Source organism: Streptomyces sp. SM18 (assembly GCF_002910775.2).
GTDB classification, from domain to species: Bacteria; Actinomycetota; Actinomycetes; order Streptomycetales; family Streptomycetaceae; genus Streptomyces; species Streptomyces halstedii.
Genome location: NZ_CP029342.1, coordinates 1,085,754 through 1,105,232, shown reverse-complemented (window position 1 = coordinate 1,105,232; position 19,479 = coordinate 1,085,754). Strand labels below are relative to the sequence as shown.

Below are 19,479 nucleotides of genomic sequence, written 5' to 3'. Positions count from 1 at the left end.
GGGCGGCGGCCCCGGACGGGTCACGCGACCCAGGGGGCGACGGCCGTACGGAACAGGCGCCTAAGGGCTGTCCCGTCATCCCTGGCGGGCGCACGACGACAGCTACGGCACCTCGCCGCGTTGTCGGAACGCCCGAACACATCCCGTATGCGGACGTCCCTCCGCCTTGCGATCCACCGCATCTGACGCCGCGCGCCGATCCACCACGGATGACGGGACAGCCCTTACGCGGCGCTCTCCTGCTCGCGCTCCACCTGGTCGTTCCACTCGCGCTTCACCGCGCGCCACGCGTCGTCGTTCTGGCCGAGGCGCCAGTACCCCGAGATCGACAGCTGCGCGAGCGGAAGCTGACGCTCCAGGCGCAGATGGCGCCGGATCTCCTTCACGAAGCCCGCCTCGCCGTGCACGAAGGCCTGCACCTCGCCTTCGGGGAACTCCAGCTCCGTCACCGCGGCCGTGAGCAGCTCGCCGACCGGGCGGTCACCGCGGTGCAGCCAGGTCACCTCCACGCCGTCCGGGGCGAGCAGCTTCTGCTCCTCGGCGGCGTCCGGCACCTCCACGAAGACACGCGCCGTCGCACCCGCCGGCATCTGCTCCAGCGCGGCGGCGATCGCGGGCAGCGCGCTCTCGTCACCGGCCAGCAGATGCCAGTCGGCCGAGGCCTCCGGGGCGTACCCGCCGCCGGGGCCGAGGAAGGTCACCTGGTCACCGGGGACCGCGCGCGCCGCCCAGGGGCCCGCGAGCCCCTCGTCCCCGTGCACCACGAAGTCGACGGCCATCTCACGGGCGGCCGGGTCCCAGGAGCGCACCGTGTAGGTGCGCGTGGTCGGCCACTGCTCGCGGGGGTACTCCTCGCGGATCCTCGCCATGTCGAAGGGGTGCGCGTAGTCCGCGCCCTCCGGGGCGAAGCACAGCTTGATGTAGTGATCGGTGAAACCGGCGAGGGTGAAGTCCGCCAGTCCGTCGCCGCCGAGGACCACCCGCACCATGTGCGGGGTGATGCGCTCGGTGCGCACGACCTGCGCTCCCTGCGCCTTCGGTGCCTGGCGTGCCGGCCGCTCTGCCACGGGGTTCTCCCTGCTCTGGAATGTACGGAGTGCGTAGTTAGGTATACCTAAGCTACACCGTCACGCCTGGAGTGTGACCAGCAGACGCTGGAGCGATCCGCCCAGGCCCCACCGGGTGGCGAGGGCTTCGAGGGCCGCCGGGTCGCGCGGTTCCCGGGGCAGCGCCGGATCGAAGGCGGGCAACGGCACGTCGTCGGCCACCCGCACCACCTTCGGCGCCACCGCCACATAGGCCCGCGCCTCGTCCAGCCGCCTGCGCTGCGAGGGCGTCAGCCGCGCGGCCGGGTCGTCCACCGCGGCCATGATCCCGGCCAGGTCGCCGAAGGCGTCCAGCAGCTTGGCGGCCGTCTTCTCGCCGATGCCGGCGACCCCGGGGAGGCCGTCGCTCGGGTCGCCGCGCAGCAGCGCCAGATCCACGTAGCCCGCGCCGCCCACGCCGTACTTCTCGCGCAGCCAGGCCTCGTCCGTCACCTGGAGTGTCCCGACCCCCTTCACCGGGTAGAGGACCCTGACGCCCCGGACGTCGTCGACCAGCTGGTAGAGGTCGCGGTCGCCCGTGACGATGTCCACCGGGCCGGGCGCCCGGCCGGTCAGCGTGCCGATCACGTCGTCCGCCTCGTACCCCGCCACGCCCACCCGGGCGATGCCCAGGGCGTCCAGGACCTCCTCGATGACCGGGACCTGCGGGGAGAGCGTGTCGGGGACCTCCTCCTCGTCCGGCAGGCCCCCGGCGGCCGGGGCCGCCACCCGGTGCGCCTTGTACGTCGGGATCAGGTCCACCCGCCACTGCGGGCGCCAGTCCGCGTCCATGCAGGCCACCAGCTCGTCCGGCCGGTGGTCCCGCACCAGCCGGGCGATGAAGTCGAGCAGCCCGCGCACGGCGTTGACCGGGGTGCCGTCCGGGGCGCGCACCGAGTCGGGGACGCCGAAGTAGGCGCGGAAGTAGAGGGAGGCGGTGTCGAGGAGCATCAGGCGTCGCGTCACCCCCCGATCATGCCGCACGGCATCGACAGGGCCCCCGCCGTGAGCACGCGGTTCCCGTATTCAAAGGATGCATAAGTGATCTGGGTCACACATGTGTTTGCGTTGTGTAAGCGGGGGCAGGCGCGCCATTGGAGCGGACCACGTCCATTTTTCGACTGATGCGCGTGCTCTGCGGACCGAATCCGCCCGCTCCACGGTCTGCCGTAGGGGGTGGCAGACCGTTTTCGGTTCAACGCGCGTGAGGTGTATGTGTCAAGGCTGCAAGCCGAGCACTTGTACAAGGTGTTCGGCAGACGACCCGATCAGGCCGTTCAGAAGTTGGAGAACGGTACGGACCGCGAGGAGCTGCGCGCCGACGGAACGACCGCAGCGGTGATCGATGCCTCGTTCACCGTCGAGCCGGGGCAGATCTTCGTCGTGATGGGCCTCTCCGGTTCGGGGAAGTCCACGCTGCTGCGCATGCTCAACGGGCTCCTGGAGCCCACGGCGGGCCGGGTGCTCTTCGACGACCAGGACCTGACCGCCCTGAGTCCCCGCGAACTGCGCGACGTACGCTCCGCGAAGATCAGCATGGTCTTCCAGCACTTCGCGCTCTTCCCCCACCGGAGCGTGCTGGAGAACGCGGCGTACGGCCTGGAGGTCCAGGGCGTACCGCGCGAGGCGCGGGAGGAACGCGCCGCCCACGCCCTGGAGCTGACCGGTCTGGCCGGCTGGGAGAAGTCCTGGCCCGACGAGCTGTCCGGCGGCATGCAGCAGCGTGTCGGTCTGGCCCGCGCGCTGGCCACCGACGCCGACCTGCTGCTGATGGACGAGTCCTTCAGCGCGCTGGACCCGCTGATCCGCCGTGACATGCAGGACCAGCTCCTCGAACTCCAGAAGCGGCTGAAGAAGACCATCGTCTTCATCACCCACGACCTCAACGAGGCCATGCGCCTCGGTGACCGCATCGCCGTGATGCGCGACGGCCGGATCGTCCAGCAGGGCACCGCCGAGGACATCCTGGTGCGGCCGGCCAACGACTACGTGGCCTCCTTCATCCAGGACGTGGACCGCTCCCGGGTGCTCACCGCCGGTTCGATCATGGAGGCGCCCGAGAAGGGCCGCTCCCACAAGGACCTGGTGGCCGAGGCCCCCGCGACCGTGACCGCCGAGACGCCGGTCGCCGAACTGTTCACGCCGTGCTCCACCAGCGGGGTCGCGGTCGCCGTGACCGACTCCGACGGCGGCCTCATCGGCGTCGTCCCGCGGACCCGGCTGCTCGCCGCGCTCGGCGAGGAGCCGCAGATCGACGAGATGCCGGCCGGTGCGACGGGCTCGCGCGACACCAAGAAGGTGATCGCCAGTGCCTAGGTTCACCTTCGGCGCGTGGGTCGAGGACGCCGTCGACTGGCTTCAGTCGCACCTCACCTGGATCTTCGACGCCGTCAAGACCGTCCTCGGCGGCATGTACGACGGGGTGGACGCGGTCCTGGGCGGCGGTGAGCCGCTGCTGATCGCCGCGATATTCGCCGTCCTCGCGTTCTGGCTGCGCGGGATCGTCCCCGCCGTCCTCACCCTCGTGGGCTTCGCGCTCATCGACTCCCTGGCCCTGTGGGACGACGCCATGGCGACGCTGTCGCTGGTCATCGTGGCCGCCGTCATCACCGTCGTGATCGCGGTGCCCCTGGGCATCTGGGCCGCCCGCAACCGCAAGGTCAGCGCCACGCTGCGGCCGGTGCTGGACGTCATGCAGACGATGCCCGCCTTCGTCTACCTGATCCCCGGCGTCATGTTCTTCGGCGTCGGTGTCATCCCCGGCGTCATCGCCACCATCGTCTTCGCGATGCCGCCCGGCGTCCGGATGACCGAGCTCGGCATCCGCCAGGTGGACGGCGAGCTGGTCGAGGCGGCCGAGGCCTTCGGCACCACGCCGAAGCACACCCTGACCCGGGTCCAGCTGCCGCTGGCCCTGCCGACGATCATGGCCGGGATCAACCAGGTCATCATGCTGGCCCTGTCGATGGTCGTCATCGGCGGTATGGCCGGCGCCGGCGGCCTCGGTGAGAAGGTCTACGCGGCCATCACCCAGCTCCAGGTCGGCCTGGCCGCCGAGAGCGGTATCGCCGTGGTCATCCTCGCCATGTACCTGGACCGGATGACGGGCGCGCTCAACGAGCGGGTCTCCCCGCTCGGCCGGCGTGCCGCCGCCAAGGCCGCCGCCGGTGCGCGGCGCATGCGGTTCACGTACTACAAGCCCGGTACCGCCGTCGCCATGACCGGTGTCGTCGTGCTCGCGCTCGTCGCGGGCGGACTGAACATCGCGGGCTCCTCCTCGGACAGCTCCAAGGGCTCGCAGGCCGCCGCCGGTGACGTCGGCAAGGGCCAGAAGATCAACATGGGCTACATCCCGTGGGACGAGGGCATCGCCTCGACGTTCCTCTGGAAGGAGATCCTGGAGCAGCGCGGCTTCTCGCCGGACATCACCCAGCTCGACGCGGGCCCGCTCTACTCCGGCGTCGCCCGCGGTGACATCGACTTCCAGACGGACGCCTGGCTGCCGACCACGCACAAGGACTACTGGGACAAGTACAGCGACCAGCTGGAGGACTACGGCTCCTGGTACGGGCCGACCTCGCTGGAGCTGACCGTCCCGTCCTACGTCGAGGGCATCGACTCCCTGGCCGACCTCAAGGGCCAGGGCAAGAAGTTCAACGGCAAGATCATCGGCATCGAGGCCAGCGCCGGGATGATGGGCACCCTCAACGACAAGGTGCTCAAGGAGTACGGCCTGGAGGGCGAGTACAAGGTCGTCTCCTCCAGCACCTCCTCGATGCTGGCCGAGCTCAACGCCTCCATCAAGAAGAAGGAGCCGGTCGTGGTGACCCTGTGGTCGCCGCACTGGGCCTACGGGGCGCACGACCTGAAGAAGCTCGACGACCCGAAGGGCGCCTGGGGCGAGGGCGAGGACGTCCACGTCGTCGCCCACAAGGGCTTCGCCGAGAAGTCCCCGGTCGTCGCCGACTGGCTGAAGAACTTCGAGCTCACCGAGAAGCAGCTCACCGGCCTGGAGAACAAGATCCAGGAAGCCGGACAGGGCAAGGAGCAGGACGGCGTACGCGCCTGGCTGAAGGAGAACCCGGACGTCGTCGACAAGGCGGCCCCGCTGCCGGCCGGCGGCCAGGACGGCAAGCCCCAGCAGGGCAAGGATGCGGGCAAGACCGTCAACCTGGGCTACTTCCCGTGGGACGAGGCCATCGCCTCCACCTACCTCTGGCAGAACATGCTGGAGGACCGGGGCTACAAGACCACGGTCAAGCAGCTCGACCCGGGCCCGCTGTACACCGGCCTCGCGCAGGGCCAGCTCGACGTCCAGTTCGACTCCTGGCTGCCCACCACGCACAAGGACTACTGGAACCGGTACAAGGACAACCTCACCGATCTCGGCTCCTGGTACGGGCCGACCTCGCTGGAGCTGTCGGTCCCCTCGTACGTGAAGGGCATCGACTCCCTGGAGGACCTCAAGGGCCAGGGCAAGAAGTTCAACGGCAAGATCATCGGGATCGAGTCGAGCGCCGGGATGATGGGCATCCTGAACGACAAGGTGCTCAAGGAGTACGGCCTGGAGGGCGAGTACAAGGTCGTCTCCTCCAGCACCTCCTCGATGCTGGCCGAGCTGGACCGGTCGATCAAGAAGAAGGAGCCGGTCGTGGTGACCCTGTGGTCGCCGCACTGGGCCTACGGGGCGCACGACCTGAAGAAGCTCGACGACCCGAAGGGCGCCTGGGGCGAGGGCGAGCAGATCCACACGGTCGCCAAGAAGGACTTCGCCAAGGACTTCCCCGAGCTGACGGGCTGGCTGAAGGACTTCAAGCTGAGCGAGGAGGACCTGGCCTCGCTGGAGGTCGAGCTCCAGAAGGGCGGTGCGGGCAAGGAGAAGGAGTCCGCCCGGCACTGGATGGACGCCCACCCCGACGTCGTGGAGAAGCTGACCCCGGTCGGCTGATTCCCCGGAGAAGCCGGTCCTGACCGGCTGATCCTCCGCACGGCACCCCGAGGGGGACGGCTCCGGTAGCGCACCGGAGCCGTCCCCCTCAGGCTTGTCCGCAGGGCGCCCGGCCCCCGCCGCCGGGGCCCCGCGCCCCCGGGAGGCCTCCTGGCCGCCCACTTCCGCCCACTTCCGCGCCATCGAGCGAACGACATGCGTAGGGTGCTGGCAACCGGGAGGATGGCGATCCGGGGAGGGAGCCGGACATGGACGACAAGGAAGCCCTTCGAGTGGGTGCCGCGGTCCGCCGACGGCGCAGGGCCCTCGGGCTCACACTGGCGGCGGTGGCGGGGCGCAGCGGTCTGTCCGTCCCCTTCCTCAGCCAGGTAGAGAACGAACGGGCCAGACCCAGCCCCCGGTCCCTGGACCGGGTGGCGCTGGCGCTGGAGACCACCACCGAGCGGTTGCGCGCCGCGGCGGACTCGGCACGCTCCGTGGAGGTCGTACGGGGCCAGGACGACGACGGCGTCCACCGGCTGGTGCACGGCCGTCACCAGCTCAGCGCCCTCGAATTCATCGGTGAGCCGGACCTCGGGCGGGAGTTCCAGCACCGCAACGACGAGCTGATGTACGTGGTGGAGGGGGCCGTGGAGGTCGAGGCCGAGGGCCGGGCCCACCGGCTGGGGCGCGGCGACACGCTCTTCCTCTCCGGCGGGGTGCGCCACCGGTGGCGGGCGACCGTGCCCGGCACCCGGCTGCTGGTCGTCTCGGTCGCCGAGCACATCGACGCGACGTACGACTCCCGGCGATGAGGAGGAGCCCCGCGCGGGTCGTCTCGCTCGTCCCCTCCCTCACCGAGGCCGTCGCCGCCACCGGCCCGGAGCTGCTCGTGGGCGTCACCGACTGGTGCACCCACCCCGCCGGACTGGCCGCCGCGCGGATCGGCGGTACGAAGAACCCCGACGTCGCCGCCGTGGCGGCCCTGCGCCCGGACCTGGTCGTCGCCAACGAGGAGGAGAACCGGCCGTCCGACCTGGACGCCCTCCGCGCGGCGGGGCTGGACGTCCTGGTCACCGAGGTCCGCACGCTGCCGCAGGCCTTCAGTGAACTGGAACGGGTCCTGGTCGCCGGGTGCGGCCTGGACCGCCCCCGCTGGCTGGATGAGGCCGAGGCTGCCTGGGCGGCGCTGCCGCCCGCCCCCGCGCCGCGCCACGCGGTCGTACCGGTCTGGCGCCGGCCCTGGATGGTGCTGGGCCGCGACACCTTCGCCGGTGACCTGCTGGCCCGCCTCGGGGTGCGGAACGTCTACGCCGGGCACGCCGAGCGCTACCCCCGGGTGCCGCTCGCCGAGCTGAACGCGTCCGGCGCCGACCTGGTGGTGCTGCCCGACGAGCCGTACCGCTTCACCGCCGACGACGGCCCCGAGGCCTTTCCCGCGCTGCCCGCCGCCCTCGTCGACGGGCGCCACCTCACGTGGTACGGGCCGTCGCTGGCCGAAGCGGCCGGGGCGCTGCGAGCAGCGCTCCGCCGATGAGCCCGCGCGCCGTCCGCACGGACGCCACCGCCCAGGCCGTGACCAGCAGGAGGTAGAGGGCGACGGCCAGCCAGGTGTACGCGGTCAGGCCGGTGTGCCGGGCCAGTCCCGCCGCGCCCGTCACACACGTACCGACGGGGAAGGTGAACCCCCACCACGTCATCGTGAACACCATGCCCCGCCGCAGCGCGCGCACCACCATGGAGGCGGCCAGCGCCAGCCAGAGCAGGGCGAAACCCATCACCGGCACCCCGTACAGCACGGCGAACGCGGTGAAGGCGGAGGCGTACGGCGCCGTGACGGTGTCCGGGGCCACGTCGGCGAGCTGGCCGACGGCGGTGGTGGACTGCCCCAGCGGGCCGAGGACCAGGAACAGCGTGGGGGTCAGCGCGAGGGGCAGCGGGCCCTGGTGCACCAGCCGCCCGAAGACCAGCGGGAGCACCACCAGCGTCGCCAGCAGGGAGAGGCCGAACATCGCGTAGCAGGCCAGCAGCAGCGCCTCGCGCCACTGGCCGGCCGGCAGCTCCGGCACCAGCGCCGGGCCGACCGCGGCGGAGACCATGGGCGCCACCAGCGGGAGGAGCCACACCGGGGAGGCGGTGCCGGGCGCGGGACGGTGGCGTACGACCATCAGGTACGGGATCGCCACCGCGGCGGCGAGGCCGATCGCCGTACCCACCACGAAGAGCACCGCGTCCACCGCCACGGCCGCGGTGTGCCCCAGGACGTCCTGGCCGACCGCCAGCGTGCTCGCCCCGACGGCGAGGAGCCCCATCGACAGGCAGCCGTAGAACGGGGCGACGGCGGGATCCAGGAGGTGGGTGCGGGCCTGGTCCCGGTGCAGGGCCCAGTGCCCGGCGCGCGCGGCGAGGACGGCCAGCAGCAGGACCGAGGCCAGGGCCCACACCACCAGGCACGCGCCGCGCAGGCCCGGTACGCGCACGGGCAGGGCCGTACCGGCGGTGGCGACGACGGCGGTCCCCATGACGGTCGCGTACCAGTTCGGGCCGATGTGCCGCAGGGCGGGAAGCCGTGGCGACGCGGGGCCGGGAGGGGGCGCGGGGGAGTGGACCTGTGCATAGATGGCCATGCCACGATTCTCGGTCGGTGAGGCGGCGCCCACCAGGGACCCCGGCTCTATGAGGTCATAAGCTGTCTTTATGTCCAGCCCGCACCCGCCACCCGCCGACTCCCCCGACGCTCCGTTCTCCCCGTTCTCCCTGTCCTCCTCGCCCTCCGCCCACGGTGGACCGGGGCCCCTGCCGTCACTGCCGCACCGGGTGCCGGACCTCGGGGCGATGGTGCTGCTGCTGGCCGTCGCCCGGCACGGCAGCCTGGGCCGGGCGGCGCGGGACGTCGGGATCACCCAGCCCGCCGCCTCCAGCCGCATCCGCTCGATGGAACGGCAGCTCGGGGTGGCCCTCCTGGACCGCTCGCCGCGCGGCTCCCGGCTGACCGACGCCGGTGCCCTGGTCACCGACTGGGCGCGGCGCGTCGTCGAGGCCGCCGAGGCCTTCGACGCGGGGGCGCAGGCGCTCCGCGACCGGCGCGACTCCCGGCTGAGGGTGGCGGCCAGCATGACGATCGCGGAGTACCTGATGCCGGGGTGGCTGATCGCCCTGCGCGCGGAGCGCCCGGACACGGCGGTCTCCCTGATCGCCGGGAACTCCTCGGTGGTCGCGGTGCGGCTGCTCTCCGGCGAGGCCGACCTGGGCTTCGTCGAGGGGCTGTCGGTGCCCGAGGGACTGGACGGCACGGTCATCGCGCACGACCGGCTGGTCGTCGTGGTCGCCCCGGCCCATCCGTGGGCCCGCAGGCGTACCCAGGTGACGCCCGGAGAGCTGGCGGCGACCCCGCTGATCCTGCGGGAACACGGCTCGGGCACCCGGCAGGTCCTGGACGCGGCGCTCGCGGTGCACGGCGGCCTGGCGCGGCCGCTGCTCGAACTCTCGTCGACCACGGCGGTGAAGGCGGCGGCGGAGAGCGGGGCCGGTCCCTGTGTGCTGAGCGAACTCGCGCTGGACGAGGAACTGTCGGCCCGGCGCTTGGTGGAGATCCCGGTGGCGGGCGTGCGGCTGCGGCGGCAACTGCGCGCGGTCTGGCCCGCCGGACACCGCCCGACCGGCCCGGCCCGCGACCTGCTCTCCCTCACGGCGGGCCCGGCGGGCGCGGGCCGGGGCTGAGCGGAGGGGCGGTGCGCGCCTGGGAAGAGGCGGAAGGTGACGCCGGCCCGCTCGCCGGGCGCCCCGACGATCCGCCGGCCGGGTCCGCCCGCCTCCCGGGTGCGTCGTCCGCCGTTCGGGTCACCCGCCTCCCGGCAGTGGCGAAACGTTTCCGCTAGGGCGGAGAGGGACGGTGTCGCTCAGGCCCGGACGGTGGCCGGGGACAGCCCCGCACGGGCGGCCGTCGCGGACCGGGCCGCTTCCACCAGCGCCCGCATGAGCGTGAGGTCGTCGCCCATCTCCGGATGCCACTGCACCCCCGTCACCCATGGCGCCTCGCCCGGCAGTTCGACCGCCTCCACCGTGCCGTCCGCCGCGTGCGCCGACGCCACCAGTCCCGGGGCGAGCCGCTCCACCGCCTGGTGGTGGTAGGTGGGGACGGACGCCGTCGCGGGGACGAGCGAGGCGTACCGGGTCCCCGGCACCGGGATCACCGGGTGCTCCCCGAGGACGCCCTCCTTGCCGAGCGGGCCGGTGTGGCCGTCCAGGTGCTGGGTCAGGGTCCCGCCGAGGGCCACGTTCAGCAGTTGCATCCCACGGCAGATGCCCAGCACCGGGACGCCCGCGGCCATCGCCGCCCGCAGCAGGGCGACTTCCCAGGCGTCCCGCTCGTGCGCCGGGGGCCCGGTCCTGAAGTCGCGCTCCGCGCCGTACAGTCCGGGATCGACATCGGCGCCGCCGGCGATCACCAGGCCGTCCAGCCGGGCCACGACCGCTCCGGCCCGCTCCGCGTCGTCCGGCGGGAGCAGCGCCACCAGGGCGCCGGAGCGCTGGACCAGCCGGGGATAGGCGGAGGGCAGGACCGCCGCGGGGAGCTCCCAGACGCCCCAGCGGGCCGCGGGCTCCAGATACGTCGTGACACCGATGAGCGGTTCGTGCATGGCGCGGTCCTTCCGGCGGGCGGGTCTGCCGACCGGCCCGGTGCAATGGTGATGCGCCATACCTTTGTTCGTAACCGACCGCCGCGCAAGAGAGGTGATCCGGAAGGGCGGGTTCAAGCCAGAAAGCCCCGCAGGAGCGCCGCCGTCCCGGCGCAGTGCTCGCGGGCCACCGCGCACGCGGTCTCCTCGTCACCGGCCAGCACCGCGTCCACGAGCGCCGTGTGCTGGTGCTGCGAGTGCTCCAGGTTGCGCACCAGCAGCGGGATGCAGTCCAGCAGGTCGTTGACCGTCGCCCGGACGGCGGCGTACTGGGCGGCCAGGGTCGGCGACCCCGAGAGCCCGGCCAGCGTCAGGTGGAAGAAGGTGTCACGCCTGCGGTAGTCGGGCAGAGGTGCCTCGTGTGTCGCCCGCAGAGCCGTACGCAGCCGGTCCGCGCCCTCCCCGTCGAGGCCGTGCGCCGCGCACAGCCCGGCGGCCCCGGCCTCCAGCGCCTCACGGAAGCGCAGCACGTCCTGGAGGTCCACCCCCGCCACCCGGCGGCGCAGCTCCCCGCCGTCGGCCGGACGGGTGCGGGTGAGCACGAACGTACCGCCGTACCGTCCGCGTCTCGCCTCGACCAGCCCCTGCTCCTGGAGCACCTTCAGCACCTCGCGCAGGGCCACTCGGCTGATCCCGAGGCGCTCGGCCAGCTCGCGCTCCGGGGGCAGCCGCTCGCCGCCGGGCACCAGACCGAGCCGGATCACCTGGAGGACCTGTTCGAGCGCCTCCTCGAAGCCGTTGCCGCCGCGGACCGGCCGCAGCACCGGCAACAGGCGTGTGAAGGACCCGGACGCACCGGTCTCTTCCGTCATGTCGCGTTTTCCCCTTCCCCCCAAAGGTTTGCTGCCATACCTTAAGCCAACCGCCCGGCCGACAGAGGAGCACCCCGTGGCAGACCGCACACCCCCGCTCCGGACCGAGGAACTGCGCGCGCTCGTCGCGGACGGTGAGATCGACACCGTCGTCCTCGCCTTCACCGACATGCAGGGCCGGCTCCAGGGCAAGCGCTTCGCCGCCCCCTTCTTCCTCGACGAGGTCCTCGAACACGGCACCGAGGGCTGCGCCTACCTCCTCGCCGTGGACACCGACATGAACACCGTTGACGGGTTCGCCATGTCCTCCTGGTCCAGCGGCTACGGCGACTTCGCCCTGCACGCCGACCCGGCCACCCTGCGCCGGATCCCCTGGCACGAGGGCACCGCCCTGGTCACGGCCGACCTCGCCTGGCAGGACGGCTCACCGGTCGCCGCCGCGCCCCGGCAGATCCTGCGGCGGCAACTGGACCGGCTGGCCGCGCACGGCCTGACCGCCCAGGTGGGCACCGAGCTCGAGTTCATCGTCTTCAAGGACACGTACGAACAGGCCTGGGACCGCGACTACCGGGGTCTGACCCCCGCCAACCAGTACAACATCGACTACTCGGTCCTCGGCACCGGCCGGATCGAGCCCCTGCTGCGCCGCGTCCGCAACGAGATGGCCGCCGCGGGGCTCACCGTCGAGTCCGCCAAGGGCGAGTGCAACCCCGGCCAGCACGAGATCGTCTTCCGCTACGACGAGGCACTTGTCACCTGCGACCAGCACGCCGTCTACAAGACCGGCGCCAAGGAGATCGCCGCCCAGGAGGGCATGGCGCTCACCTTCATGGCCAAGTTCAACGAGCGCGAGGGCAACTCGTGCCACATCCACCTCTCGCTCCGGGACACCGGCGGACACCCCGTCATGGCGGACCCGGACGGCTCGATGTCCCCCCTCATGCGGCACTTCCTCGCCGGGCAGCTCGCCGCCCTGCGCGAGTTCTCCCTGCTGTACGCACCCAACATCAACAGCTACAAGCGGTTCCAGCCGGGTTCCTTCGCCCCCACCGCCGTCGCCTGGGGCCACGACAACCGCACCTGCGCCCTGCGGGTCGTCGGCCACGGCCCGTCCCTGCGCCTGGAGAACCGGCTCCCCGGCGGCGACGTCAACCCGTACCTCGCGGTCGCCGGTCTCGTCGCCGCGGGGCTGTACGGCATCGAACACGGGCTGGAACTCCCCGAACCCTGCGAGGGCAACGCCTACACCGCCGGATACGACCGGATCCCCGCCACCCTCCGCGAGGCGGCCGAGCTCTGGGAGTCCGGCGCCATCGCGAAGGAGGCGTTCGGCGAGGAGGTCGTCGCCCACTACCGCACCATGGCGCGCGTCGAACTGGAGGCCTTCGACGCCGCGGTGACCGACTGGGAGCTCCGCCGCTCCTTCGAACGACTGTGAGGCACACCGTGACCCCCCTGACCCCCGCGATCTCCGAGGCCTCCGCGCGCCCCGCCGTCCATGAGCACGAGGTGCTGAACCCGGCGACCGAGGAGCACGTCGCCACCGTCCCCGCCACCTCCGCCGCCGAGGTCCACGCCGCGGTGACCCGGGCCGCCGCCGCCCAGCGAGTCTGGGCCGCGCTCGCCCCCGCCGACCGGGCCCGGCTGCTGCGCCGCTTCGCCGTCCTCGTCGACGAACACGGCGAGCGGCTCGCGCGCCTGGAGGTCACCGAGGCCGGCCACACCCTGGGCAACGCCCGCTGGGAGGCCGCCAACGTCCGGGACCTGCTCGACTACGCGGCCGGGGGAGTGGAACGCCTGACCGGCCGTCAGATCCCTGTCCCCGGCGGCATCGACCTCACCCTCCTGGAGCCGGTCGGCGTCGTCGGCGTGATCGTCCCGTGGAACTTCCCGATGCCGATCGCCGCCTGGGCGGCCGCCCCGGCGCTGGCCGCCGGGAACGCCGTCCTCCTCAAACCGGCCGAGACCACCCCGCTCACCGCCCTGCACCTGGCCCGGCTCGCGCTGGAGGCGGGCCTGCCCGAGCACCTCTTCCAGGTGGTGCCCGGAGCCGGTGACGTGACCGGCGAGGCCCTGGTCGCCCACCCCGGCGTCGCCAAGATCGTCTTCACCGGGTCGACCCGGACCGGCAAGCACGTCATGGCTCGCTGCGCGGACCGGGTGAAGCGGCTGACCCTCGAACTCGGCGGCAAGAGCCCCAGCCTCGTCTTCGCCGACGCCGACCTCGAGACCGCCGCGGCCGCCGCCCCCATGTCCTTCCTGGACAACGCCGGCCAGGACTGCTGCGCCCGTACCCGCGTCCTGGTCCAGCGCACGGTGTACGACCGGTTCCTGGAACTCCTCGCCCCCGCCCTCGCCTCGGTCGTCGTCGGTGACCCGGCGGACGCGCGGAGCCAGATGGGGCCGCTGATCTCCCGCACCCAGCTGGAGCGGGTCCGCGGATACGTCCCCGAGGGCGCGGAGGCCCTGCGGGGGAGTGCTCCGGACGGCCCCGGGTTCTGGTTCCCGCCGACCGTCCTCACCGGCGTACGCCCCGACGCGCCCGTGGCCACCGAGGAGGTCTTCGGGCCGGTCGCCGTCGTGCTGCCCTTCGAGGACGAGGCCGACGCCGTCCGGCTGGCGAACGCCACCGACTACGGCCTGGCCGGGTCGGTCTGGACCCGCGACATCGGCCGCGCGCTGCGCGTCTGCGGGGCCGTCCGCGCCGGGAACCTCTCCGTCAACTCCCACTCCGCCGTCCGCTACTGGACCCCGTTCGGCGGCTGTGAGCAGTCGGGACTCGGCCGCGAACTCGGGCCCGACGCCCTCGCGGCCTTCACCGAGACCAAGAACGTCTTCATCTCCACGGAGGACTGAACGCGTATGAGCACCGACCCGACGCCCGAGCGGCCCGCCGCCCCCTCCACCGGACCCGTCTGCCGCCGGCTGGTGGGCCGTACCGCCGTCGTCACCGGCGCGGGCAGCGGTATCGGCCTGGCGGCCGCCCGCCGCCTGGCCTCCGAGGGCGCCCATGTCGTCTGCGGCGACATCGACGAGGAGGCGGGCGCCGCCGCCGCGTCCGAGACCGGCGGCACCTTCGTACCCGTGGACGTCACCGACCCCGAGCGGGTCGAAGCCCTCTTCCGGGTCGCGTACGAGACCGGCGGGAGCGTGGACGTCGCCTTCAACAACGCCGGTATCTCACCGCCCGAGGACGACTCCATCCTCACCACGGGCCTGGAGGCGTGGAAGCGGGTGCAGGATGTCAACCTCACCTCCGTGTACCTCTGCTGCAAGGCCGCCCTGCCCTACATGCGGCGCCAGGGACGCGGCTCGATCATCAACACCGCGTCGTTCGTGGCCAGGATGGGCGCGGCCACCTCCCAGATCTCGTACACCGCCTCCAAGGGCGGGGTGCTCGCGCTCTCCCGTGAACTCGGCGTGCAGTTCGCCCGGGAGGGTATCCGGGTCAACGCGCTGTGCCCGGGGCCGGTCAACACGCCTCTGCTGCGGGAGCTGTTCGCCAAGGACCCGGAGCGTGCCGCACGCCGGCTGGTGCACATCCCGCTCGGCCGGTTCGCCGAGGCGGAGGAGATCGCCGCCGCCGTCGCCTTCCTGGCGAGCGACGACTCCTCCTTCGTCAACGCCACGGACTTCCTGGTGGACGGCGGCATCTCGGGTGCGTACGTGACGCCGTCGTAGGACGTGTCCGGGGACGTGGGCCCGGCCGTGACGGGGGCTCAGTCCGGCGGCCGGGTGGTTTCCCCGCCCCCGTCCGCCGGAAGGGCGTACAGGCGGGGCAGGTTGACGACGATCGCCTCCTGCGTGCTGCGGGCGATGACGACCACGGCCTCCTCGGAGGGGTCCGGGTTCTCCTCCCGGTGCGGCACGTACGGCGGGACGAAGACGTAGTCGCCGGGAGAGGTGCGCAGGCGTATCTCCTCCGGCTCCTCGCCGGAGTCGTCCACGAAGACGAACTCCGGGTGCCCGCTGACGACATGGATGGCGGTCTCGGACGCGCCGTGGTGGTGGTCGGAGGAGGCGGTCGCGGGTGCCACATGGGTCTGGCCCATCCACAGCTTCTCGGACCCGACCGTCCTCCCGCTGACCGCCGCGAACCGGCGCATGCCGCCGGTCTGCGCCGTGCCCCCGTCCAGCGCGTCGGCGCGGATGTGGTGCAGACGTGTGTGCAGGGGCGCCGCGGAGCGGTCCGGGGAGTCGGGGAGATGAGGGTGGAAGCCCTCACCGGGGGTCGTCGACGGCTCGTTCATGGCTGGGACGCTAGGACCCCGGAGAAAAAGATGTCAAGAGGTGTCCTTTGTGCTTCACCTGCGGCAACGTTGCCGCAACAGAGGGCGTGAAGCGATGAACCCGCCCGTCGGACCGGTCGTGCGGGCATGATGTCCGCATGCATATCTCCGCGAAGGCGGACTACGCCACGCGCGCTCTCCTGGAGCTCGCCCGCGAGCCCGGCCGCCCCCTCACCTGCGAGGCCATCGCCTCCTCGCAGGGCATCCCGTTCCGTTTCCTGAAGTCCGTGGTGGGCGAGTTGCGCAAGGCGGGCCTGGTGCGCAGCCAGCGCGGCTGCGAAGGGGGGTACTGGCTCGGCCGGCCGGCCGGGGAGATCACCCTGCTGGACGTCGTGCGCGCCGTCGACGGCGACGTACTCACCCTGCGGGGAGAGCCCCTGGCGGGCCTCGACTACCCCGGTCCCGCCGCGCCCCTGCCCGGGGTGTGGCGCGAGGTCGAGGAGAGGGCCACCGCGCTCCTGGCCGCGCAGTCGCTGACCACGCTGCTGTCCGCGGCCGCGCGCCACCGGGGCCGGAGCGACGCGGCGTGACGGGCGTCCCGCGGCCGCCGTCGTCCACGGTGAAGTCCGGTGGGGGGTCCGCGTGAGGCCCACGGTGACGTCCGGCGTAGGGGCCGGGGCGGAGTCCGGCGTGGGGGCCGGGGTGGAGTCCGGGGTGGAGGTGGTGGAGTACACCGACCCGCTGTGCCCCTGGGCCTGGGGCGCGGAGCCCGTCTTCCGCGCGCTGCGGGCCGCGTCGGCCGGCCGGGTCCGCTGGCGCCGGGTGTACGCCGTCCTGTTCGACCACGACGACGACCCGCCGCCCGACCCGGCCGCCGAGACCGCCTGGTACACCCGCCATGTCGCGGAGATCGGCACGCACACGCTCGCCCCCCACACCGCCGGGCTGAGCCGGGTGGCGGCGAGCTCCTGGCCCGCCTCGCTCGTCGCCAGGGCCGCCGGACTCCAGGGCTCCGACACGGCCGACCGGGTCCTGCGACGGCTGCGCGAGAGCGTCTTCGTCTGCGGCGAACCGGCCGACACCACCGCCCTGGCCCTGGCGGCGGCGCGAGGGGTGCCGGGCCTCGACCCGGCGCGGCTCGGAGCTGACGCCGCGTCACTGTCCACGCTCGACGGGGTACGCGCCGACCGGGCCGAGGCGCGCCGCCCGGTCGCCGACGTGCTGGCCGGGCAGAGCGGTTCGCCGCACCCCGGCACGGCCAAGGAGACCCCGGACGGCGGTCACCGCTACGCCCTGCCCACCCTGCTCTTCCGCTCACCGGCCGGACACCGCGTGGTCCCCGGGTGGCGGCCCTACGAGGCGTACGCGAGCGCCGTCGAGGCCCTGGCTCCGGGACTGCTCCGGCCCTTGCGGCCGATCGACCCGGCCGCCGCGCTGGAGCGCTACCGCAGCCTGACCGGACCGGAGTTGGCCCTGCTGACCGGCGGAGCCCGGCCCGTGGAGGCCGTACGCGTGGACACCGCGAACGGTCCCGTGTGGCTTCATCCGGAGGAGGCCGCGACGCATCCCGCCCTCGTTCCTCCGGCCGTCCCAGAGCCCTGATCCGCGGTCGGAGCACGTTTCGCGGAATGAGACACCGATTGGTGTCCATTGACAGCCGCCGACGGATGCCCCCAGGATGTGCACCATGCTCACGACGCACCCCGGCGTGGTGTGCCGCTATGTGGACCTGCGGCGCACCTCCAGCGCTCTCTGTCGCTGACCGCCCGCATCCGGCCCACCGGCACCGCCGTCCGCACCCGCCGACGGCCCGCCGCCCCTTCGCCGGCCGCGTCCGCCCTCACCGCCTCTCCCGCGTCCCCGCCCCCGTGTAGCGCGACCGACTCCGTGTAGCGGCGCGTACCGTCACACGGTTGCGCCTCCGCGCGGGTGTCCTCCCGCCCGGCCCCTTCTCCGCGTCCTCGCACGGTGAAAGCCCGGCTCCCGCCCTCCCGTTCCGCCCTCGGGGGTACGCCGCCGTACCCCCGGCCCGCCCTCCGGCGTGGGCCGAGGCGTGCGCGGGGGCCGTACCGAGCCGTCGCCGCCTCCCGGTCCCGCATGCCCTGAGCCGGGCCGGGATCATCACAGAGAGTCATCAGATGTTCGCACATACGCCGCACCACCGTCCCCGGCCCTCCGTCCGGCCGGTCCGCCGCGCCGGGGCCCTCACCACCGCCTTCGTCGCCCTGCTCGTCCCGGCCCTGACCGCCTGCGGCGGCTCCTCCTCGGCGACCGGTGGCGCCGCCACACTGAAGTGGGCCTCGTCCTACTTTCCGGCGCACTGGGACCCGGTGGTCTCCGGAAGCGGCGCCCAGTTCCGCGAACTCTCCCTGGTGTACGCCTCCTTGACCCGCACCGACGAGAGCGGCAAGGCCGTCCCCGACCTCGCCGAGAGCTGGGAGTACAACGCGGCCGGTGACCAGGTCACCTTCCATGTGCGCCCCGGGCTCACCTTCAGCGACGGCGAGCCGGTCGACGCCGCCGCGGTCGAGGCCGCCGTCGAACGGGCGAAGGAGCAGAAGAACTCCGCCCTCTTCGGCGATCTGACCTCGATCGAGTCCGTGGAGGCGGACGGACTGGACGCGGTGCTCCACCTCTCCCAGGTCGACTACCAGATCCCGCAACTCCTCGGCCAGCGCGTCCTCCAGATCGCCAGCCCCAAGGCGGCCGCCTCCCCGGAGAAGCTGGACCAGAACCCGGTCGGCGCAGGGCCGTTCACCGTCCAGCAGCTCATCCCCGGCACCAAGGCCGTCCTGAAGAAGAACCCGGACTACTGGGACGCGGAGAACATCCACATCGACAAGGTCGAGCTGGTGTCCGCCCCGGACGCCTCCACCGTCGTCTCCGGACTGCGTACCGGTGTCTACAACTTCGCGGACCTGGACCCCAGTCAGGCGGAGACCGCCGAGAAGGCCGGTCTGGACGTCTTCGTGCTGCCCGGCTTCAACGCCTCCAACATCAGCCTGAACATCAACAAGGCGCCCTTCGACGACGACCGGGTCGTGGACGCGGTCCGCCACGCCGTCAACCGCCAGGAGTTCGTGGACAAGCTGACGTTCGGGTACGGCGAGGTCACCGACCAGCCGTTCCCGAAGGGGTACGAGGCCTACGACCCCGAGTCGGAGAACGCCTACCCGTACGACCCGGCCGCCTCGAAGAAGCTCCTCGCCGAAGCGGGTCACGCCCCGGGCGACCTCAAGCTGGAGCTGGTCATCCCCTCGGAGGACCCGCAGGCCGAGATCGTCCAGTCGCAGTTGGCGGCGGTCGGCATCACCGTCACCATCAGGATCGACAAGAACTGGGCCACCCCGTTCTTCGCCAAGGACCTGGCCTTCTCGCTGTACTCGACCACCGGCCGCGACTCCGCGGTGCAGACCCTCACCGCCCACTTCGGCCCCGACGGCCCGCTCAACCTCAGCTCGCCGTACGAGCCGGACGGTTTCGAGGAGGCCACCGCCACGGTCCGCCGCACCCCGCTGGACGCCCCGGACTACCAGGAGGTCCTGCGGAGGGCCACCCGGGCGGGCCTGGCGAGCAAGGCCCTGGTCTTCACGTACTCCTCCCCGAACCTCATGGTCAAGAGCCCCGCGGTGTCCGGTCTGCCGAAGAACCCGGCCCACATCGACTGGACGGGCGTCACCGTCACCGGCGAATGACGGGCCGTCAAGTCCCGTATGGAACGGCCTTTCCCCTCACCACAGAAGCGGA

At 72.6% G+C, this 19,479-nt stretch carries 17 protein-coding genes; 11 read left to right on the top strand and 6 right to left on the bottom strand.

Annotation, left to right across the window (positions count from 1 at the left end):
- Positions 1-224: 224 nt before the first annotated feature.
- Both B9S64_RS04780 and B9S64_RS04775 read right to left on the bottom strand, forming a co-directional pair.
- Positions 225-1,067: a siderophore-interacting protein gene (locus B9S64_RS04780; protein WP_103492029.1), complete on the bottom strand. Its 843-nt coding sequence runs from the start codon at positions 1,065-1,067 to the stop codon at positions 225-227.
- 60 nt (positions 1,068-1,127) lie between these two features.
- The gene (locus B9S64_RS04775; protein WP_103492030.1) at positions 1,128-2,036 is read right to left on the bottom strand and encodes a 5'-3' exonuclease; all 909 of its coding nucleotides are present in this window, start codon (positions 2,034-2,036) and stop codon (positions 1,128-1,130) included.
- Positions 2,037-2,300: 264 nt separating this feature from the next.
- Here B9S64_RS04775 and B9S64_RS04770 point away from each other — a divergent pair, with 264 nt between their 5' ends.
- From B9S64_RS04770 to B9S64_RS04755, 4 genes are all read left to right on the top strand, one after another.
- Complete coding sequence (locus B9S64_RS04770; RefSeq protein WP_103492031.1) at positions 2,301-3,401, top strand: glycine betaine/L-proline ABC transporter ATP-binding protein; 1,101 nt, start codon at positions 2,301-2,303, stop codon at positions 3,399-3,401.
- Positions 3,394-6,033 (top strand): ABC transporter permease/substrate binding protein, encoded by a 2,640-nt coding sequence (locus tag B9S64_RS04765; RefSeq protein ID WP_109491971.1) that lies wholly within the window; start codon positions 3,394-3,396, stop codon positions 6,031-6,033. The genes B9S64_RS04770 and B9S64_RS04765 overlap by 8 nt, the downstream gene beginning before the upstream one ends.
- A 248-nt stretch (positions 6,034-6,281) precedes the next feature.
- A complete protein-coding gene (locus B9S64_RS04760; protein ID WP_103492033.1) occupies positions 6,282-6,827 on the top strand; it encodes a helix-turn-helix domain-containing protein in 546 nt (181 codons plus the stop codon).
- The gene (locus B9S64_RS04755) at positions 6,824-7,549 is read left to right on the top strand and encodes a helical backbone metal receptor (protein WP_103492034.1); all 726 of its coding nucleotides are present in this window, start codon (positions 6,824-6,826) and stop codon (positions 7,547-7,549) included. The genes B9S64_RS04760 and B9S64_RS04755 overlap by 4 nt, the downstream gene beginning before the upstream one ends.
- Here B9S64_RS04755 and B9S64_RS04750 read toward each other — a convergent pair.
- Positions 7,485-8,639 (bottom strand): TDT family transporter, encoded by a 1,155-nt coding sequence (locus B9S64_RS04750; RefSeq protein WP_103492035.1) that lies wholly within the window; start codon positions 8,637-8,639, stop codon positions 7,485-7,487. The genes B9S64_RS04755 and B9S64_RS04750 overlap by 65 nt on opposite strands.
- 208 nt (positions 8,640-8,847) lie before the next feature.
- Between B9S64_RS04750 and B9S64_RS04745 the strand changes: the two genes are divergently transcribed.
- Positions 8,848-9,732 carry a LysR family transcriptional regulator gene (locus B9S64_RS04745; RefSeq protein WP_258317599.1) on the top strand — a complete coding sequence of 295 codons (885 nt, stop codon included), beginning with the start codon at positions 8,848-8,850 and terminating at the stop codon, positions 9,730-9,732.
- 179 nt (positions 9,733-9,911) lie between these two features.
- Here the strand turns inward: B9S64_RS04745 and B9S64_RS04740 are convergent, their stop codons facing one another.
- Together B9S64_RS04740 and B9S64_RS04735 are read right to left on the bottom strand one after the other, a co-directional pair.
- Entirely contained in the window at positions 9,912-10,652 is a 741-nt protein-coding gene (locus B9S64_RS04740) for a gamma-glutamyl-gamma-aminobutyrate hydrolase family protein (protein WP_103488538.1), read from the bottom strand.
- A gap of 113 nt (positions 10,653-10,765) precedes the next feature.
- Positions 10,766-11,503 carry a FadR/GntR family transcriptional regulator gene (locus tag B9S64_RS04735; RefSeq protein ID WP_103488539.1) on the bottom strand — a complete coding sequence of 246 codons (738 nt, stop codon included), beginning with the start codon at positions 11,501-11,503 and terminating at the stop codon, positions 10,766-10,768.
- A 76-nt stretch (positions 11,504-11,579) separates the two neighbouring features.
- Between B9S64_RS04735 and B9S64_RS04730 the strand changes: the two genes are divergently transcribed.
- From B9S64_RS04730 to B9S64_RS04720, 3 genes are read left to right on the top strand one after another with little or no spacing between them, the layout of a single operon-like run.
- Positions 11,580-12,941 carry a glutamine synthetase family protein gene (locus B9S64_RS04730; RefSeq protein ID WP_103488540.1) on the top strand — a complete coding sequence of 454 codons (1,362 nt, stop codon included), beginning with the start codon at positions 11,580-11,582 and terminating at the stop codon, positions 12,939-12,941.
- A gap of 17 nt (positions 12,942-12,958) precedes the next feature.
- On the top strand, positions 12,959-14,359 hold the full coding sequence (locus B9S64_RS04725) for an aldehyde dehydrogenase (RefSeq protein WP_258037664.1): 1,401 nt from the start codon (positions 12,959-12,961) through the stop codon (positions 14,357-14,359).
- 6 nt (positions 14,360-14,365) lie between these two features.
- The gene (locus tag B9S64_RS04720; protein WP_103488542.1) at positions 14,366-15,184 is read left to right on the top strand and encodes a 3-oxoacyl-ACP reductase; all 819 of its coding nucleotides are present in this window, start codon (positions 14,366-14,368) and stop codon (positions 15,182-15,184) included.
- A 38-nt stretch (positions 15,185-15,222) separates the two neighbouring features.
- On the opposite strand, the gene B9S64_RS04715 is transcribed toward B9S64_RS04720, so the two are convergent.
- Complete coding sequence (locus B9S64_RS04715; RefSeq protein ID WP_103488543.1) at positions 15,223-15,753, bottom strand: cupin domain-containing protein; 531 nt, start codon at positions 15,751-15,753, stop codon at positions 15,223-15,225.
- Between the two features lie 137 nt (positions 15,754-15,890).
- Between B9S64_RS04715 and B9S64_RS04710 the strand changes: the two genes are divergently transcribed.
- The 3 genes from B9S64_RS04710 to B9S64_RS04700 all read left to right on the top strand — a co-directional run bounded on the left by B9S64_RS04710 (position 15,891) and on the right by B9S64_RS04700 (position 19,427).
- Complete coding sequence (locus B9S64_RS04710; protein WP_103488544.1) at positions 15,891-16,322, top strand: Rrf2 family transcriptional regulator; 432 nt, start codon at positions 15,891-15,893, stop codon at positions 16,320-16,322.
- Between the two features lie 64 nt (positions 16,323-16,386).
- Positions 16,387-17,334 (top strand): DsbA family protein, encoded by a 948-nt coding sequence (locus tag B9S64_RS04705; RefSeq protein ID WP_258037663.1) that lies wholly within the window; start codon positions 16,387-16,389, stop codon positions 17,332-17,334.
- A 536-nt stretch (positions 17,335-17,870) separates the two neighbouring features.
- Entirely contained in the window at positions 17,871-19,427 is a 1,557-nt protein-coding gene (locus tag B9S64_RS04700) for an ABC transporter substrate-binding protein (RefSeq protein WP_103488546.1), read from the top strand.
- The last annotated feature ends 52 nt before the right edge of the window (positions 19,428-19,479 follow it).

Bases quoted from the DNA above. Each gene is read 5' to 3' on its own strand.
- B9S64_RS04750 (WP_103492035.1), bottom strand. From the start codon at position 8,639: ATGGCCATCTATGCACAGGTCCACTCCCCCGCGCCCCCTCCCGGCCCC.
- B9S64_RS04700 (WP_103488546.1), top strand. From the start codon at position 17,871: ATGTTCGCACATACGCCGCACCACCGTCCCCGGCCCTCCGTCCGGCCG.
- B9S64_RS04760 (WP_103492033.1), top strand. From the start codon at position 6,282: ATGGACGACAAGGAAGCCCTTCGAGTGGGTGCCGCGGTCCGCCGACGG.
- B9S64_RS04715 (WP_103488543.1), bottom strand. From the start codon at position 15,753: ATGAACGAGCCGTCGACGACCCCCGGTGAGGGCTTCCACCCTCATCTC.
- B9S64_RS04740 (WP_103488538.1), bottom strand. From the start codon at position 10,652: ATGCACGAACCGCTCATCGGTGTCACGACGTATCTGGAGCCCGCGGCC.
- B9S64_RS04755 (WP_103492034.1), top strand. From the start codon at position 6,824: ATGAGGAGGAGCCCCGCGCGGGTCGTCTCGCTCGTCCCCTCCCTCACC.
- B9S64_RS04710 (WP_103488544.1), top strand. From the start codon at position 15,891: ATGCATATCTCCGCGAAGGCGGACTACGCCACGCGCGCTCTCCTGGAG.
- B9S64_RS04735 (WP_103488539.1), bottom strand. From the start codon at position 11,503: ATGACGGAAGAGACCGGTGCGTCCGGGTCCTTCACACGCCTGTTGCCG.
- B9S64_RS04720 (WP_103488542.1), top strand. From the start codon at position 14,366: ATGAGCACCGACCCGACGCCCGAGCGGCCCGCCGCCCCCTCCACCGGA.
- B9S64_RS04745 (WP_258317599.1), top strand. From the start codon at position 8,848: ATGGTGCTGCTGCTGGCCGTCGCCCGGCACGGCAGCCTGGGCCGGGCG.
- B9S64_RS04775 (WP_103492030.1), bottom strand. From the start codon at position 2,036: ATGCTCCTCGACACCGCCTCCCTCTACTTCCGCGCCTACTTCGGCGTC.